General features: G+C 38.7%; 17 protein-coding genes. 13 read left to right on the top strand and 4 right to left on the bottom strand.

Going from position 1 to position 15,578, the window contains the following annotated elements:
• Positions 1-4: 4 nt before the first annotated feature.
• Complete coding sequence (locus BN52_RS07750) at positions 5-994, bottom strand: polyprenyl synthetase family protein (protein ID WP_008473920.1); 990 nt, start codon at positions 992-994, stop codon at positions 5-7.
• A gap of 50 nt (positions 995-1,044) precedes the next feature.
• Here BN52_RS07750 and BN52_RS07745 point away from each other — a divergent pair, with 50 nt between their 5' ends.
• The 6 genes from BN52_RS07745 to BN52_RS07720 all read left to right on the top strand — a co-directional run bounded on the left by BN52_RS07745 (position 1,045) and on the right by BN52_RS07720 (position 6,496).
• Positions 1,045-1,944 (top strand): prenyltransferase, encoded by a 900-nt coding sequence (locus tag BN52_RS07745; RefSeq protein ID WP_008473919.1) that lies wholly within the window; start codon positions 1,045-1,047, stop codon positions 1,942-1,944.
• 22 nt (positions 1,945-1,966) lie between these two features.
• Positions 1,967-3,187: an NAD(P)/FAD-dependent oxidoreductase gene (locus BN52_RS07740; protein ID WP_008473918.1), complete on the top strand. Its 1,221-nt coding sequence runs from the start codon at positions 1,967-1,969 to the stop codon at positions 3,185-3,187.
• A 114-nt stretch (positions 3,188-3,301) separates the two neighbouring features.
• Entirely contained in the window at positions 3,302-3,670 is a 369-nt protein-coding gene (locus BN52_RS07735; RefSeq protein WP_008473915.1) for a hypothetical protein, read from the top strand.
• Positions 3,671-3,687: 17 nt separating this feature from the next.
• Positions 3,688-5,226, top strand: a complete 1,539-nt coding sequence (locus tag BN52_RS07730) for an ABC-F family ATP-binding cassette domain-containing protein (RefSeq protein ID WP_008473913.1) — start codon at positions 3,688-3,690, stop codon at positions 5,224-5,226.
• Between the two features lie 17 nt (positions 5,227-5,243).
• Positions 5,244-6,017, top strand: coding sequence for a threonine/serine exporter family protein (locus BN52_RS07725; RefSeq protein WP_008473912.1), 774 nt, complete (start codon positions 5,244-5,246; stop codon positions 6,015-6,017).
• Between the two features lie 2 nt (positions 6,018-6,019).
• A complete protein-coding gene (locus BN52_RS07720; protein ID WP_040473504.1) occupies positions 6,020-6,496 on the top strand; it encodes a threonine/serine exporter family protein in 477 nt (158 codons plus the stop codon).
• A 197-nt stretch (positions 6,497-6,693) separates the two neighbouring features.
• Here the strand turns inward: BN52_RS07720 and BN52_RS07715 are convergent, their stop codons facing one another.
• Complete coding sequence (locus BN52_RS07715; RefSeq protein ID WP_008473910.1) at positions 6,694-8,304, bottom strand: multicopper oxidase family protein; 1,611 nt, start codon at positions 8,302-8,304, stop codon at positions 6,694-6,696.
• A gap of 332 nt (positions 8,305-8,636) precedes the next feature.
• On the opposite strand from BN52_RS07715, the gene BN52_RS07710 reads away from it, so the two are divergent.
• Positions 8,637-9,128, top strand: coding sequence for a hypothetical protein (locus BN52_RS07710; RefSeq protein WP_008473909.1), 492 nt, complete (start codon positions 8,637-8,639; stop codon positions 9,126-9,128).
• Positions 9,129-9,178: 50 nt separating this feature from the next.
• Complete coding sequence (locus BN52_RS07705) at positions 9,179-9,832, top strand: LVIS_2131 family protein (protein WP_008473908.1); 654 nt, start codon at positions 9,179-9,181, stop codon at positions 9,830-9,832.
• A gap of 39 nt (positions 9,833-9,871) precedes the next feature.
• Here BN52_RS07705 and BN52_RS07700 read toward each other — a convergent pair whose 3' ends face one another.
• Together BN52_RS07700 and BN52_RS07695 are read right to left on the bottom strand one after the other, a co-directional pair.
• Positions 9,872-11,383 (bottom strand): O-antigen ligase family protein, encoded by a 1,512-nt coding sequence (locus BN52_RS07700; protein ID WP_008473907.1) that lies wholly within the window; start codon positions 11,381-11,383, stop codon positions 9,872-9,874.
• An 80-nt stretch (positions 11,384-11,463) separates the two neighbouring features.
• The gene (locus tag BN52_RS07695) at positions 11,464-11,757 is read right to left on the bottom strand and encodes a DUF2187 domain-containing protein (RefSeq protein WP_008473906.1); all 294 of its coding nucleotides are present in this window, start codon (positions 11,755-11,757) and stop codon (positions 11,464-11,466) included.
• Positions 11,758-11,848: 91 nt separating this feature from the next.
• Here BN52_RS07695 and BN52_RS07690 point away from each other — a divergent pair, with 91 nt between their 5' ends.
• The 5 genes from BN52_RS07690 to BN52_RS07670 form a co-directional block, all read left to right on the top strand.
• Positions 11,849-12,388, top strand: coding sequence for a guanylate kinase (locus BN52_RS07690; protein ID WP_008473905.1), 540 nt, complete (start codon positions 11,849-11,851; stop codon positions 12,386-12,388).
• Between the two features lie 169 nt (positions 12,389-12,557).
• Positions 12,558-13,043 carry a C40 family peptidase gene (locus tag BN52_RS07685; RefSeq protein ID WP_008473903.1) on the top strand — a complete coding sequence of 162 codons (486 nt, stop codon included), beginning with the start codon at positions 12,558-12,560 and terminating at the stop codon, positions 13,041-13,043.
• A 252-nt stretch (positions 13,044-13,295) separates the two neighbouring features.
• The gene (locus tag BN52_RS07680) at positions 13,296-14,009 is read left to right on the top strand and encodes a C40 family peptidase (protein WP_040473507.1); all 714 of its coding nucleotides are present in this window, start codon (positions 13,296-13,298) and stop codon (positions 14,007-14,009) included.
• A gap of 213 nt (positions 14,010-14,222) precedes the next feature.
• Positions 14,223-15,119 (top strand): C40 family peptidase, encoded by an 897-nt coding sequence (locus tag BN52_RS07675; RefSeq protein ID WP_008473901.1) that lies wholly within the window; start codon positions 14,223-14,225, stop codon positions 15,117-15,119.
• A gap of 208 nt (positions 15,120-15,327) precedes the next feature.
• On the top strand, positions 15,328-15,578 hold a 251-nt coding region (locus BN52_RS07670), incomplete at its 3' end, for a PD-(D/E)XK nuclease family transposase (protein ID WP_040473503.1).

Raw genomic sequence — 15,578 nt, 5'->3', positions numbered from 1 at the left:
ACTTTTATTTTGTACGATTTAACATTTGTTTGGTGATTTGTTTAAGCAATTCACGAGCAGGCGAAAGCGGTAAGGCCTTTAAGTTGGCTAACGCTAAATCACTATAATGTTTAGCAAAATTACGGCTTTCAGAAATGATGTCATTGCTGAGTAAAATTTCTTGCACGCGATTAATATCTTCAACCGTCATGTTCCACTTTTTGCTTAGTAAAGGTTGAAGCTGCTGCTTTAGTTTTTGGTGACGTAAAGCCAGAAGCAATGGGAGAGAGTAAACGCCGGTTGCTAAATCTTCCAGCGTTGGCTTATTCAAATTTTTACCCCCAGTATAATCTAAAATGTCGTCAACGATTTGAAAGGCTACGCCTAGATTTTCACCAAATTCAGCCATCAATCTGGTTGTTTGATGGTCGGCACCAGCAAAATGGGCTCCTTCTTCTGTAGCTAATCGTAACAGGGCAGCTGTCTTACCTTTAACATTATCAAGGTAGTCATCAAGACTTTGACTTAAGTCGAAGCGTTTGCCCATCTGGCCAAGTTCGCCATCTAGCACATGATGCATGGCAAAAGCATTTTTTTCAAGATAATGGTGTTCATTCGTAGCTGACAAGATCAAATCGAAAAAATGTGTAAACAACAGATCTCCTGCATAAACGGCAACATCTTTGCCAAATTCAGCTTGAATACTGATTTTGCCACGGCGTTTATCAGAATCGTCGATAATATCGTCGTGAATTAAAGTGGCCATATGCAAGATTTCGATTGAAGCTGCTAATTTTATTAGCTGATCGTGGTCATACTGCTTTTTGCCAGCTGCTTTAGCACTCAAGAATAGCAAGGCAGGACGTAAATATTTGCCACCATTATTAGCCATTGTCAATAGTGCATCTTTTAATTCGTGATGTCGCGTCTGGATGTTTTCCAATAAAAATTGATTTACTGTGGATAAATCATTCGCAATAATTGGATATTTTTGCCATTGTTGAGTTTTATTCATGTAATTTTCCTTTTAATTAAAGTAAGATAGTGGAGAGGATGTGAATTTTATTGAGTTTAAAAGTATTTTTTGAATTAGTTGAGATTAAAGCAAAGGTTGCTAGCGTAGCTCCTTTTCTACTAGGTTTATTCTATAGTATTTTTGTTTATCATCATACTAATCCGCTCTTAGCGCTTGTCTTTTTTATTGCCATGTTTTTGTACAATATGGTAGTAGACATGCTTGATAACTATAGTGATTATTATCGCGCCGATAGTAAATCTTATCAACAAAAGACTAACATAATTGGCCGAGAGCAGATCGATCCCAAACTGATTTTGCGATTAATGTGGATTTTTACAATTATTTCTGCTCTTCTAGGTTTATGGCTTGTTAATGAAAGCGGGATCGCGGTATTATGGTTAGGGATATTCTGTTTTGCAATTGGTTATCTATATTCATCTGGTCCGTTGCCAATTTCCAATTTGCCACTAGGTGAATTAGTTTCCGGTTTTACGATGGGATTTGTGATTGTACTCCTGAGCGTATATTTGAATAGTTACCAAGTATTTAGTTGGAATTTCACGAGCATCATGAACGTGTTTATGCTTGCATTGCCACTTGAATTGTGGATTTCCAACTTAATGCTGGCCAATAATTTGTGCGATGCACAAGAAGATGAAGACAATCATCGCAAGACGATCATTCACTTTATTGGTAAAAAAGTGGGAATTTGGGCATTTAGCCTCAAAAACGTGGTGGTCTTTATAGTCTTGATGTTGTTGCCAGTACTTGGCATTGCACCAAAGACGGTTTGGGCCTCAATCATCATTGTACCTTTCGTTTATCAGCAGAACAAGTTGCTCGCGATTAAACAAGTTAAAACAGAAACCTTTATCACTGCAGTAAAAATACTGTTGGTTGGGGCATTGGCCTATGTTATTACCTATTTAGTTGGAATCCTAATATAATTAAGCGACTGGAGGAAAAAATATGAAGAAAATTGTCGTTTTAGGTGCTGGATATGCAGGTCTAAAGACTGTTATCGATTTACAAAAGAAGTTTCGCGATCAAGCCAAGATCGTATTGATCAACAACGTTTCATATCACTATGAAACTATGCGTCTTTATGAAGTAGCTTCAGGTAGCTATCCATACACTAAGATGTCATTTGAATTGTCAGATGTCATCAGACCTTCAATGACATCATTGATCGTTGAGAACGTTGAACGCGTTGACTACGAAAAGAAGTTGGTTTACTTATCAAACCACGAACCAGTTTCATACGACTACTGTGTAATTGGTTTAGGATTTACTCTCGGTACTAGAGGAATTGAAGGTGCTGACGAATACAGCTTGCCAATGCACGATGTAAAATCTGCTGAAGCAATTCGTGATCGCATTTATGAACAAATGCAAGCTTATCGTCGTGACAAGGATGACAAGCACTTGCAAATCGTAATTTGTGGTGCAGGTTTCCAAGCAGTAGAACTTGCTGGTGCTATTGCCGAATCTCGTCCACGTTATGCCAAGATGGCTGGCGTAACTCCAGATCAAATTAAGATTACCATGTTAGATGGGTCACCTCGCGTTTTACCAATGTTCAACGATAAGTTGTTGGCATACGCTTTAGACGTAATGAAGAAGCGCGATATCAACTTGATTAACCCTGCATACGTACAAAAAGTTACTGCAGATTCAGTTTCTTACAAGATGGCTAAGGCTCCAGAAGATGCAGAACCAACTGTAATCAATGCTGGTACTATTATTTGGATGATGGCTTTCAGTGGTCACCCAATTACCGAAAAGTCTGGTTTCAAGCAAAATCGTTATCGGGTAATGGTTTCAGAACACTTAACTGCTCCAGAAAGCGATGATGTTTACATCTTAGGTGAAGATGCTGCGGTTATGGTTCCGGGTAAGAAATGGCCATACCCACCAACTGCACAAATGTCATTGACTATGGGTACTTATGCTGCTGAAGACTTAGCTGCAAGAATTGGTGGCAAGACTCGTCCAGCTGCTTACACTTACAAGTCATTAGGTGAAGTATGTTCAATCGGTGAAAATCAAGCTGTGGGTATGGCAATGGGCAAGCCATACAAGGGCTACCTTGCTTCAGCATTGAAGAAGATCATTATCGACAAGTCATTGGTTGAAATTGGTGGCGTTAAGCAAATGTTTGCTGTAGGTCGTTTCGACTTATATCATTAATTTAAAAAATTAACATTTCAAGGTAAAATAAGTGATGAGTTTCGAAAATAGCGAGACTTATCGCTTATTTTTTGTTTTAATTAGGTAATGACGATTAAGAAAGGAAGATCAGAGATGAAACGGTCGCTTTTTCCCGTAATTTATGGCGTGATTTCGGCTTTGATAGCCTTTATTGCAGCGCTGTTTATTTGTTGGCGCAATTTTAAGTTAAGTCTGCCAATTTCAGTTTTAGTAGCAGGCATTTTGGCTATTGGCTTTTTTATGCTGTCTTATTTTCGAGGACATGCAAGTAGTGAAATTAAACGAATCGCTGCTAAATATCAGCTTAGTGATCAAGAATTAGCTAAGATTACTGGGTTGCGTCCTAGCGATTTTCCAATTTATCACGATCGTTTGCAATTGATCTTACCCAAGCGTTATTGGCCTCAAGTTTTAACGGCTTTACAAAAATACGAGCAAGAACGCGAACAAATGAAACTGTAGTTAGGAAAGTGGATTAAGTGAGTTTACTTGAAGTAAAAAATCTAAGTCAGAGTTTTATTGATAAAACCTTATATGAAGATGCTAATTTTGTCTTGAATAAAGAAGATCATATGGGCGTTACTGGGCAAAATGGCGTTGGTAAATCAACTTTAATCAAGATTTTAACTGGTGAAATTATTCCTGACGAAGGACAAGTTAAATGGCAAAATCGGGTCACAGTTGGCTATCTTGATCAGTATGCCAAATTGACCCCAGGGTTGACTATTCGTGAATTTTTACGAACTGCTTTTGCTAAGCTCTATGAAAAAGAAGCGCAGTTAAACGAGCTTTATCGTAAATATGGCGAAAGTGGGGATGAAGCTTTATTAGAACAGGCTGGTAAGGTTCAGACCTATCTTGAAGAAAACAACTTTTATGGCGTTGATACTGAAATTGAACGCGTAGCTGCTGGTTTAGGTTTAGCTGAATTAGGTTTTGATCATGATGTAGCTAAACTTTCAGGGGGACAACGGTCCAAGATTATTTTAGCTAAGCTGCTTTTGCAGAGTCCTCAGGTTTTAGTTTTAGATGAGCCTACGAATTATCTTGATGTTACGCATATTGATTGGCTAGTGGACTATTTAAATGCATTTGAGGGTGCTTTTATTGTCGTTAGCCACGACTATGATTTCTTAGGACGAATTGCCAACTGTATTATTGATATTGATTTTGGTACGATTACCCGTTATACCGGAACCTTAAAACAAGCTATTCGTCAAAAAGCTGCTAACCGCGAGACTTATTTGAAAGCTTATGCCAATCAACAACGTAAGATCGCCAAGACTGAAGAATATATTCGCAAAAATAAAGCAGGTACGCGAGCAAAATCGGCCAAATCTCGAGAAAAGCAATTGGCTCGGATGGAAATTTTAAATCCACCTAAGAGCAATAAAAAAGCTAAGTTTGATTTTCCATATTTAGCTACAGCTTCGAACTTGCTGCTGCAAACGCAAGATTTAGTAATTGGCTATGATCATGCCTTAGTCAAATCTGCCTTCAATTTTTCAGTTGGAGGCAATGAAAAAGTAGCGATTACTGGTTTTAATGGTATTGGTAAAACCACCTTGTTAAAGACTTTATTGGGCGAATTGAAACCGATTTATGGTGGCTTTGATCTTTCAATTACGGCTAAACTAGCATATTTTAAACAGGACTTGGTGTGGCCTAACAATAATATGACGCCGCTACAGTACCTACAAGAAGAGTTTGAACGCAAGAAGCCGAAGGAATTGCGTCAAGCTTTAGCCCGGATGGGCTTAACTGCTCAGCAGGCGATGAGTCCGTTGAAAGAACTGTCAGGTGGAGAACAGGAAAAAGTGAAGTTAGCCAAGATGCAGTTTGAACCAGCTAACTTGTTATTTTTGGACGAACCTACCAACCACTTGGACAATGATACTAAAGATGCTTTACGTAAAGCTATTGTTAATTTCCCAGGTGGTGTCATCATTGTTAGTCACGAACGAGACTTTTTCCGTGGAGATTGGATCGATAAGACCATTGATCTTGAAAAATTATAATTTTGATAGGCAAAAAGATGACTACTCAAGAGAATGAAAAATTTTATCAGGAAGTACTTGATATTTGTTTGACTGCAGGACGATTAATGATTGAAGGCGGTAGCGAAATGTACCGCGTTGAAGATACGATGATGCGGATTGCTCACAATGCGGGAGTTGAAGATCCGCGAGTGTTTGCAACGCCGACGGGAATTTTTATGAGCCTAGATGGTGGCGATTTGATGCAAATGAAACAGGTTCGCGATCGGAATATTAATTTGGAGCTAGTCGATCGCGTCAATGAACTATCGCGTCAGTTTGCTAATCGTAAAATCAATCTAACGCAACTGCGTGAAAAAATCATTGAGGTTGCTTCTGATACGCCCACCTATCCATTATGGTTACAGATTTTAGGTGCAGCGACTTTTAGTGCGACCCTGATGGTTCTATTTATGGATGACTATGACTGGGTTGATTTTCCTGCTGCAGCGGTGGTGGGAACGATTGGTTATGTATTCTACGTTTATTTTAAGCGTTACACTAATATTCGCTTTTTATCTGAATTAATGGCAGCGATGGTAATGGGGCTGGTGACAATTGGCATCCATGCGCTATTTAAGCAAACTGTTGTCGATAATATTTTGATCGGTGCGCTGATGACCTTGGTTCCGGGGCTAGCGATTACCAACGCTCTTAGAGATCTATTCATGGGCGATTTACTGTCAGGTGTAGTTAGAATGTTTGAAGCTGCTTTAACGGCGCTAGCCTTAGGCGGTGGAGTAGCAATTGTGATTAAGTTTTTGGGGGCTTAATGATGCCTTTGTGGTTAGAAATTCTGATCAACATTATTTTTTCATACCTTGCGTCAGTTGGTTTTGCTTTGACGATTAACGTGCCCCATCGAGCTCTGAATCTATCTGGAATTAGTGGGATCGTGGGCTGGATGGTTTACTGGATTGCGGCAAGAGTAGGGATGGGACGAATGCTGTCTAATCTTTTAGGCGCCTTTGTGATTGGTATTCTAGGCTTGATTTTTGCACGGATAAAAAAATGTCCAGTAACGGTGTTTAACATTCCGGCCTTGGTTCCATTAGTGCCAGGAGTTCCAGCATATCAAGCCGTTCGTTCATTGGTTAATGGTGATACAAATGGTGGCGAAGCGGCGATTTTACGAGTAGCAGTAGTAACTTGTGCGATTGCCTTAGGAATTTTGCTATCGACCATGTTTACAGAAATGCTATCAAGAACGAAAAAATTTTACAGAACTCGTCATAATCGGTATAATAGCTAGTGACGAGTCGAGAAAAGAACGCGAGATGCGGATATTTTTGAGATAGAGGACACCTGCTTTTAATAGCAAGCACGGGAAGTGCCGGCGTTGGGATCGCCCTGATGTGAACAGGTAGCGCCCACACAGTAATGTGCCTTGAATAAAAAAGCGACCTTTTACGAGGTCGCTTTTTTGCTAGGGAAAATTGATTCAAATGATTAACAATGGTGAGAACTTGCACCAGTAGTTTGATCGATCACATTGTGACGAGCTTGCTTTTCAGCTTCATGAAATTCGTGGCCCATATCCATATCTTCAACGTCCATTCCTGGCATGAAGACTTCGCTAGGCTTGATGCCCATTTCTTCAGCAAAGGCATTGGTGATGGTTTCCATATCCATTAGATGATATTTACGGTCAGGATCTTTAGGATCAACGATTTGAATTTGTGCCATCATACCTGCATCTTCGTGTTCGATAATGTGGCAGTGATACATGAAGACCCCAACTTGTGGGAAGTAAACCTTTAAGCGGACGGTTTCTTGTGGCGCAACTTCGATCGTGTCTTTGTAGACGCCAACTTCGTTAGGATTTGGAGTGTGGCCATTTCGACTAACAACTAGGAAGTGTGCTCCGTGGATGTGGAATGGGTGAAGCATTCCGTGTGATTTTGGATTGGTGTTAGTAACGTCCCAATATTCTACAGAATTAAGTTCTTGGATCATATCGATACGTTCCATTGCGTAACGCATACCATTGATCTTATCATGATTATCCATGGTAATCTTGCGAATAGGGGCATTTGGATTTACTGGACGATCGTCAGGGGTAAAGAGCTTAAATGGCAACTTCGAGTCATCTTGTTCAAACTTATGAATTCTAAATTCCACCAACTTGAAGTCGTCAGTGTATAAGTTGACGACGTCCCCTTCTTTATAACCGGAGAAGTCAACGATTACTTGCAAACGTTCACCGGGTCCAACTAAGACTTTAGTCATTTTAACTGGGTGTTCTAAGAAGGAATCATCACCGGCAATTTGGGTCATAACTAAGTCGTCATCAAAGTGAAGTCGCCATTCACGACGGTTAGATCCACCTAAGTAGAGCAAGCGAACTTTTTGCGTAGTGACATCAACGTAAGGCTTAACTACTCCGTTAATCATTGGTGTTTCAGCAAAAATTCCCATTGGATCGTAATCTTTCTTGTAATCAAGTTGATTTTCTTCATGGAAAGTACGATCTTGTAAAATAATCGGGAATTCATCAACGCCGTAGTTCTTAGGTATTGGCAAGCGACTTTCGTTGTCATCAGTTACCACGACGCCCATTGCCAAACCCATCCATACTTGCATTGCAGTTGATGGACATGGGTGAGCATGAAGCCAAGTCAAAGCAGCTGGTTGGTTAACAGTAAAACTAATTTCTTTAGTTTCGCCAGGATATACAGGAGCATGGCAACTACCATCTTCGTATGGTCCTGGAACTTCCATACCGTGCCAGTGATAAGTGGTTAAAACTGGCAAGCTATTCTTAAGTTTGACGTGAACGCGTTGACCTTTTTTAACTACCATGGTTTGACCAAGAAGTGGAGCATTGTAACCCCAGGTTTTGGTTTTAGCACCAGGTAAGATTTGACTTTCACCCTCTTGAGATTCAATGGTAAACCAAACATCGTTGCCTTCAACCTTGTCTGCTTGTAAGACAGGAGGAACGGCAAGTGGTTGTGCGGTTACGCCTTCGGGGATGGTCAATGGCTTATAGCCCATCCCATGATTTTTATCGAAATCTGCTTCATCGTAGAAATAATCTGTATATATTTTTTCGGACATTTTTTTCTGCCTTTCACTTTTTAAATTTATGTTTACAAGTAACAACTTAACGCGAATGAAAACGCTTGTAAAGGGACTATAAGATGAAAGTTATTAAATAACAAAGAAATCTTATTTTTCGCTAAATCATCCAAAAACAGTTATTTAACATAAGTGCGATAAAGCTTGTAAGATCAACGATTGTGACATGTTGTCGTTGCTCTTGGCATAGCAAAAATCTTTCTGGGATGTTACCTCAAAAAAATTTTGCTAAGAACAAAACTATTGTCATTTAACAAAATTTCGATTAATCTAGAACGTGTTTAAGATAATAAAATAAAGGAAAGTTTGCTTTGAAGATAAAATTAAACGAATTAGTCAATAAAATTGAAAATGAAGATTATATTCAAGACCAAGAAACAGTAAAATATGGTGAAGTCAGCAAATCTAAGACTAAACTGAAGTCATATGCTAGCCAAATGGTTAAAGAAGTGGTTGCAGCATATAAGCACGATTCTTTGATCAGAACCAGCCTAGAAGTAACTGGACAACGACCAGTTCTGTTTAGCTTAGAAACCAACATTATCAACTTGCCATATAGTAACTATAAGCGGATTTATAACTTTACTGATGAAGAGACTGAGAACGACCTAAACTTGTACTTTGAAACTAGTTCTGAATGTCTTAATGTCTCAGGCTTCAGAATCGACCAATTAGCTACAGAAGCTGAATTATTGGCAGATGAAGCAGCAATTGTTGAAAAATTGACGACTGCGATGAGTGAAAAATTGCAGACGGTGCGTGAATATGAGGCTCCTGAAAAGGAAACGAAAAAGACAAAATAAGCTGTCTGGGCTAAAATAGTACTAGAGATTTAACCTTTGGGGGATTTGCCATGTTAGACGGAATGTTAACTGCTTTGTTTAATTTTAGTAGCGGTTGGAATACATTAGGAATCTTACTAATAGTCGTTTTGATTTTATATTTTGTATTTATGATTCAAAATATTCGCCAACGCCGCATCAAAATGATTATTCGTGAACACAAACGATTTACTGTCAAAAACGTTACCCTTGACTTGCTTGAAATTGCGGTGTTTTTAGTAGCAAGCATTGCAATGTTCAATCAGATCTTTTTAGATAATCCAAATTTGGAAGATAGTACAAGAATCACTAGTCAAGTAGAATATAAGCCTTTGATTCTTAATACGGGAACAGGGAATTCGAGTTATGTTACGATTGATTCTTCAAAAACTAAATTTGGTTCGCAAACATTCACTTTTTATGTAAGTGGTAAGCGATACAAGGTGGTTAATGACGTCTCAGTAGCGTTTGGCAAAGAACCAATTAATGTCAATGCTGAGAAGATTCCTTACGATAAAAAGGTCTTAACCAAGATGGACAAGCAATATCAAAAGGCCTATGTTGCAATCTATACTGCGAGATATAAGAAAACTTGGCAAAATGGAATTGGATTGCATGCCGGAAGGATTGCTACCAAGTATTATTTGATTCGCGTACCTGACGACTCCTTTATCAAGCAAAAGTAAAAATAGCGTTGATCCAATAACTACGGATCAACGCTATTTTTATAGGCGAGTTTTATTTTTTAATTGACTAAATAAGAACCCTTCGACGAAGGCGAGAATAAAGCTGGCAGTTAGGAAGTCCATGACATTACCTGAGAAAAAGGCGGCCGCTAGCATAAAACTTTCAGCTAAGATCAAGCTGCTAGTCAAGAAATTGCGTTTAGCTTTGAAGCAGAACCATTGCCAAATGCCATATATTAAGCAGAGTAAATATGGACCAACTAGTAACAACATTCCTAGCCAACCGACCGAGTAGATCTGCGAGAGAAAATCGCGTTCAAGGTTGAAAATATTGCTTTCTCTTGTGTAAGCAATCCCCAAGAAATAGTCTAAACGATTGTTATTATGTGCGCGAACGCGGTTGAGCATAGCAATTTCAAGGTAGCGATTCTGCAAACGAACATCGCCAGGCTGACGCATAATCGTTAGCCAAAATTCAGGATCTTCTTGATAAGGATATGATTTAAGGACAAATTTTTCGTTTAAGGCATAAGCTTGATAATTTTCCTTAATAAATGAGCGTAAAAAGGCCTCACGTTTGGGACCACTTGGATATTTCTTAAGTCCAAGAGCTAATTCATCATTTTCAGCTGCTAAATTGTGATCAGATTGACTAGCTAAGAATTTTTCATATTGGTAGCGTTGAACGGCTGGGCTAGCTGGAGTTAAAGCAAGCGCAACAGCTTCAATCGCTAATAGTGAAATGAGCGGTTTACGATATTTTCCGTTAAAGTCATGAAGGAAATAGCGGTGGATAAGAAATGCCACCAGCATGATCAAAATGCCACCGATTAGCCCTGCTAAAGCTACCTTAGTACCTAGTTCAATCATCGCTAAAGCTTGCACGCATACCAAGAGCAAATTTTGCCAATTGAAATTTGTCAGCAGGTAGTAAACAAGCAGTGGCAACAACATGAATAGCACTGCCGAAACCATATTGGAAAAATTGAAAAAACCTTTAGAAGCTAAATGTGAATAGCCGTAGCTGCTTGTAAACCATTGCAGAATACTAGCAGAAATCCGTCCCTCACCGTATGAACGAAGTGAAATTACCAATAGGTTACTTAGAACGATGGTGGCTGAAAACAGGGCTGAGAGCAGTTGAATGGCCAATTTAAAAGTGTTTTTGCTAAACTCTAATGCCTGAGTAAAATAAAGCAGCATTAAAGGTAGGATCATTCGAATTAAATAGAAAATCTCGCCACTAGTAGAATAGCCGTAGTTGCTGGCGCTTAAACTGTTAAAGTGGCTGACGTGCCACAGGTGTAACAAACTATAGACTACCAGCAATACAAGATACGTAATTAACCACTTGTCTTGCCCTAATTTTTGCCAATTGCTTTTTTGACTGAAAAATAATAGAAAAATAGCACCACAAGCCATAATTCGAATAATGGTAGGGAGCGTAAAAGGCAATAATTCAGCTAATTTACCATTATAAAACCAATATAGATCTAAAAATGGCTGTAATAAAATAAAATAAAAAATTGCGGATTTAGTTTTGTTTTGCATAAGCAAATCCTTTCTCAAAACTGTTACCTATAATTTTAGATAAAAAAAGGCCGGGGTGCTAGTTTTTCCCGGTCAAAAAATTATTTTTCAGTTTCTTGTGGTTTGCTTGGTACCACTTTTTCTACTTTAACTTCGTTGGTATTAGCTACCTTACTGTTCTTAGCTACGCGACCAACCTTTAGACGCTTAAAGTTAACCACGATCTTATGATTCAAATCGCTAATCGCAGTTTCATCGACTGGATCATAGGAAGTGATTGATAAAAGTGCTGAATTTTCGTAGATTTTTTCAACTTTACCTTGGAAAGGCTTCTTTAATTCTTCTTCGGATTTACCTGTAAGAATGGCACCGAGTTTTACTTCTGACTTTTTCATGGTAACTTTTTTCTTCCTTCTTTTAACTTTCTTTTTTACAATAGTAGAATACTATTATAAATACAAAAAATTTACAAGGGAAGTAGCTCAAATGAAGAAATTAATTTTAATTGCTGGTCCAAGTGGCGCAGGTAAAACCACCATTTCTGATTATCTATGGCAACAATATCAGATTCCACGTGTTATTACGCATACAACCAGACCCAAGCGCCAAGGGGAAGCAAGCAATAGCTATTATTTCGAAAGCGATGAAAGCTTTGCTCAGCTTCACTTGTTTGAACACGTACATTACGGCGCCTACCAATATGGTTCAAGTCGTGAAGCGCTCGCCAAAGCTTGGGAAAAGAGTGATTTGGCTTCATTAATAGTAGATATCCAAGGCGCTGAGTCATATATCGAGCAATTAAAAGAGCAAGTTTATTTCTTATATGTAACAGCTTCTTCGCTTGAAAAATTGCGCGAGCGGTTGCTAAATCGTGGCGATAGTGTTGCAAGTATTAACAAACGATTACAGGGAAAAGAGCTAAACGAATTATCAACTAAGCTAAAACCGTTCGCGCATGTCCTTGTTAACGACGATTGGCAAGAAACAGTGGCTAAATTACAAGAAATAATAGCTGGTCTAGATTAACAATTCGTAACATAGTTTGCAAAAAGTACGGATGATTGAAATCTTTCTTAACGTGATGGTAGTTCTTTTGACACATACATGTAACATTCAGTAGGTATGATATTAACCGTTGAGAGATTTAAGAACATTTTCGGGAATTAAAGATCCCGCTAGAAAGAGAGAATTAACTTTGAAAATCAAACGTACTTTACTAAAACTTACTGCTGCTGTTTCATTATTTGTTGCTGGCCTTGCTACTGTGAATGCTGTTAAGCCAGCAGATGCTTCACAAACTGTGCAAGCTGCTTCTAAAGCAGATACTCGTGACGACATTGTTAAGTTAGCAAGAGCTCAAGTGGGCAAGGATTATGTTTATGGTGCAACTGGTCCTTACGCATTTGATTGTTCAGGTTTAGTACAATACGTTTTCCGCAAGGCTGCTGATATTACTTTAGGTAGAACAACTTATCAACAAGTATACTCAGGCAAGAGCGTTTCTCTTAAGAACCTTAAGAAGGGTGACTTATTATTCTGGGGTTCAGCTAGTGCTCCTTACCACGTAGGTATTTATGTAGGTAACGGTCGTTACGTTCATGCTGCAACTCCTGGTCAAGGAGTAATTGAACAAACTATTAGTTCATACTTCTACCCATCAGCTGCTAAGCGAGTTTTATAATTATAGATATTAGTAATCTTCAAATTTAATTCGCTCAATCAAGAGCCAAAAGTAGATAATCAAGCTGCTTTTGGTCTTTTTTGTTGGTCTAGACATTTTTTACTTTTCAGTATCAGTTTTGTAACACAATTGTAACCGTTAGCGAGTATTATAGATTTCGTAAAGTTATTTAAGAAATTATAAACATATGTAGCTAAATTTATCCTTTCGCTACCAGATAATAGACTTAAGTTTTTTGAGGAGAAAATGATTTTGAAGATTAAGAGCAATTTAGTAAAAGCTACCGCCGCAGCAGCTTTAACTGTAGCAGGATTTGCTACTGTAAATGCCGTTAACCCTAGTTCTTCAGCTCATGTTCAAGCTGCGACCACTAGAGTAAAGATTAACTACGTACCTGGTTATGGAATCAATGTATGGGACAATTATAACCATGGTCATTTCACTGGCAACCGTCTTCAACACGGTTCTGTACAAACTGTGCTTGATACCAAGATTGATGACCAAGGTCGTACCTGGTACATGCTCGGTGAAAACCAATGGATCTTAGCCCAATACACTGTTAGTGCTGATAAAAAGGTAAAGTCCAGCAAGTCTGTTCAAGCTGCTGGGGATGCTTCCTCAATCTTAGCTTTAGCCAAAGCCCAATTAGGTAAAGCTTATGTTTGGGGAGGTACGACTCCTTCTGGCTTTGATTGCTCAGGCTTGGTACAATACGTATTTAAGAATGCTGCTGGTATTAATCTTGGTAGAACTACTTATGATCAAGTTAAAGATGGTGTTAGCGTATCAATGAACAATTTACAACCTGGTGACTTGTTGTTCTGGGGTTCAGCTGCTGCACCTTACCACGTAGGTATCTACCTTGGCAATGGTAAGTACATCCATGCTGCTACTCCTGGACAAGGCGTAATTGTTCAAAGTATTAGTTCATACTTCTACCCATCAGTAGCAAAGCGTGTTCTTTAAGATAACTTTATGCTCTTGCTTTTCATCAATAATCAACAGAAATAAAAGAAAGAACAGGTTAGGATAGTTTCCTAGCCTGTTTTTTGTGAAATAACAAGTATTTGATATTTTTGTAACTAAATTGTAATATAAATCTGGGTAAAATAATAAGTATGAAGGTTCATTTTGGTGGTATAATACCACTACTTTTTTGCTACCAAAGGGGAATAATAAATGAATTTTAAATTGTTTAAATTAGGTGCTGCAGCTGCTTTGACAGTTTCTGGCGCTAATATGATTTCAACTTTAAAGCCGGTAGCCGCGACCACATACAAGTCGGCTGTAAAGCGCGTAAAGATCAATTATTTGCCTGGAAAAGGCGTTCGGATTTGGACAAACTACCATAATGGCAGCTTTATGGGGTTCCGAGCTAAAGACGGTACTGAATGGAATGTTGTGAAGACGGCAGTCGATAAAAATGGCAATCTTTGGTACATGGTGGGTGACCAGGAATGGATTGAAGCTCGCTATACTGTTGATGTCGAAGAAAATAACGAAGATTTAAAGAGCAAAACTAAGAAAGCTAAGTCCTTGCTTGCAAAAGCTAAAGAGGCAGTTACTAAGACAACTAAAGTTACTGCTAAGCAAAAGAGAGCTGAAAAAGCTCAAGCTGCCAAAGAACAGGCACTTGCTAAGAAGTCTGCTAAAAAGGAAGCTGCTCCTACAATGAAGCAACTTAGTTCGGTTGCTCAAGCCCCAAATGTGGTCAATGCGATTACTGCTTTAGCGAAAGAGCAAGTTGGTAAGCCTTATGCTTGGGGAGCCAATGGTCCAGATATCTTCGATTGCTCAAGCTTGGTTCAATACGTTTATGCTAAGGCAGCAGGGATTAATTTGCCACGTACAACATATGATCAAGTAAAAGTTGGTGAAACTGTCTCTCTTGACGCTTTGGAGCCGGGAGATTTGATTTTCTGGGGTTCAGCGACTGCACCATATCACGTAGCTTTGTATATTGGCAATAATCAATATGTCAATGCTGCTACACCTGAGCAAGGGGTAGTATTGCAAACCTTGACTTCATACTATTATCCGACGATTGCTAAGCGAATTTTGAATGTTAATAATTAACTAAAAACTTCAATCTAAGAAGTTTTTTGTAATAGAGATAAAGATATACCTGATCTAGGCTATTTGCACAGATCAGGTATTTTTTTGGTCTAATTCTTAAGATTTGGTAAAGACGGAAAAATAAAAAATATATTTTGGCATTTTTTGCGTATTTAACTAATAGGGGCAATTCTGCTCTCAATATCAAATTTTAAGGAGTTGTCTTATAATGGATTTAGGAAAGTATTTTCCGCTCTCGAATGGTTCAGTCTTTGGTAAGGTAATGGCCAATAAAGAAACCTGTAAACTGTTCTTGCAGGCCGTATTGCCAGAGATGGAAATCGAAAAGATCGAAATGGCCCAGCCGCAGGAACGAGTTAAGGATTTTCGCGATGAGCATGGGGGCGTTTTTGACATCTATGCCTTGGACAATCAAGGACGCCGCTATGACATAGAAGTTCAGGTGGTACCAGAGGACTA

Source organism: Lactobacillus gigeriorum DSM 23908 = CRBIP 24.85 (assembly GCF_000296855.1).
GTDB lineage: Bacteria > Bacillota > Bacilli > Lactobacillales > Lactobacillaceae > Lactobacillus > Lactobacillus gigeriorum.
The sequence above is the reverse complement of the archived record's forward strand: the minus strand, read 5'-3'. Positions and strand labels throughout refer to the sequence as shown.

Excerpts from the sequence above, each read along its gene's own strand:
- BN52_RS07700 (WP_008473907.1), bottom strand. The coding sequence starts at position 11,383 with ATGCAAAACAAAACTAAATCCGCAATTTTTTATTTTATTTTATTACAG.
- BN52_RS07735 (WP_008473915.1), top strand. The coding sequence starts at position 3,302 with ATGAAACGGTCGCTTTTTCCCGTAATTTATGGCGTGATTTCGGCTTTG.
- BN52_RS07715 (WP_008473910.1), bottom strand. The coding sequence starts at position 8,304 with ATGTCCGAAAAAATATATACAGATTATTTCTACGATGAAGCAGATTTC.
- BN52_RS07690 (WP_008473905.1), top strand. The coding sequence starts at position 11,849 with ATGAAGAAATTAATTTTAATTGCTGGTCCAAGTGGCGCAGGTAAAACC.
- BN52_RS07750 (WP_008473920.1), bottom strand. The coding sequence starts at position 994 with ATGAATAAAACTCAACAATGGCAAAAATATCCAATTATTGCGAATGAT.
- BN52_RS07675 (WP_008473901.1), top strand. The coding sequence starts at position 14,223 with ATGAATTTTAAATTGTTTAAATTAGGTGCTGCAGCTGCTTTGACAGTT.
- BN52_RS07720 (WP_040473504.1), top strand. The coding sequence starts at position 6,020 with ATGCCTTTGTGGTTAGAAATTCTGATCAACATTATTTTTTCATACCTT.
- BN52_RS07705 (WP_008473908.1), top strand. The coding sequence starts at position 9,179 with ATGTTAGACGGAATGTTAACTGCTTTGTTTAATTTTAGTAGCGGTTGG.
- BN52_RS07725 (WP_008473912.1), top strand. The coding sequence starts at position 5,244 with ATGACTACTCAAGAGAATGAAAAATTTTATCAGGAAGTACTTGATATT.
- BN52_RS07740 (WP_008473918.1), top strand. The coding sequence starts at position 1,967 with ATGAAGAAAATTGTCGTTTTAGGTGCTGGATATGCAGGTCTAAAGACT.
- BN52_RS07695 (WP_008473906.1), bottom strand. The coding sequence starts at position 11,757 with ATGAAAAAGTCAGAAGTAAAACTCGGTGCCATTCTTACAGGTAAATCC.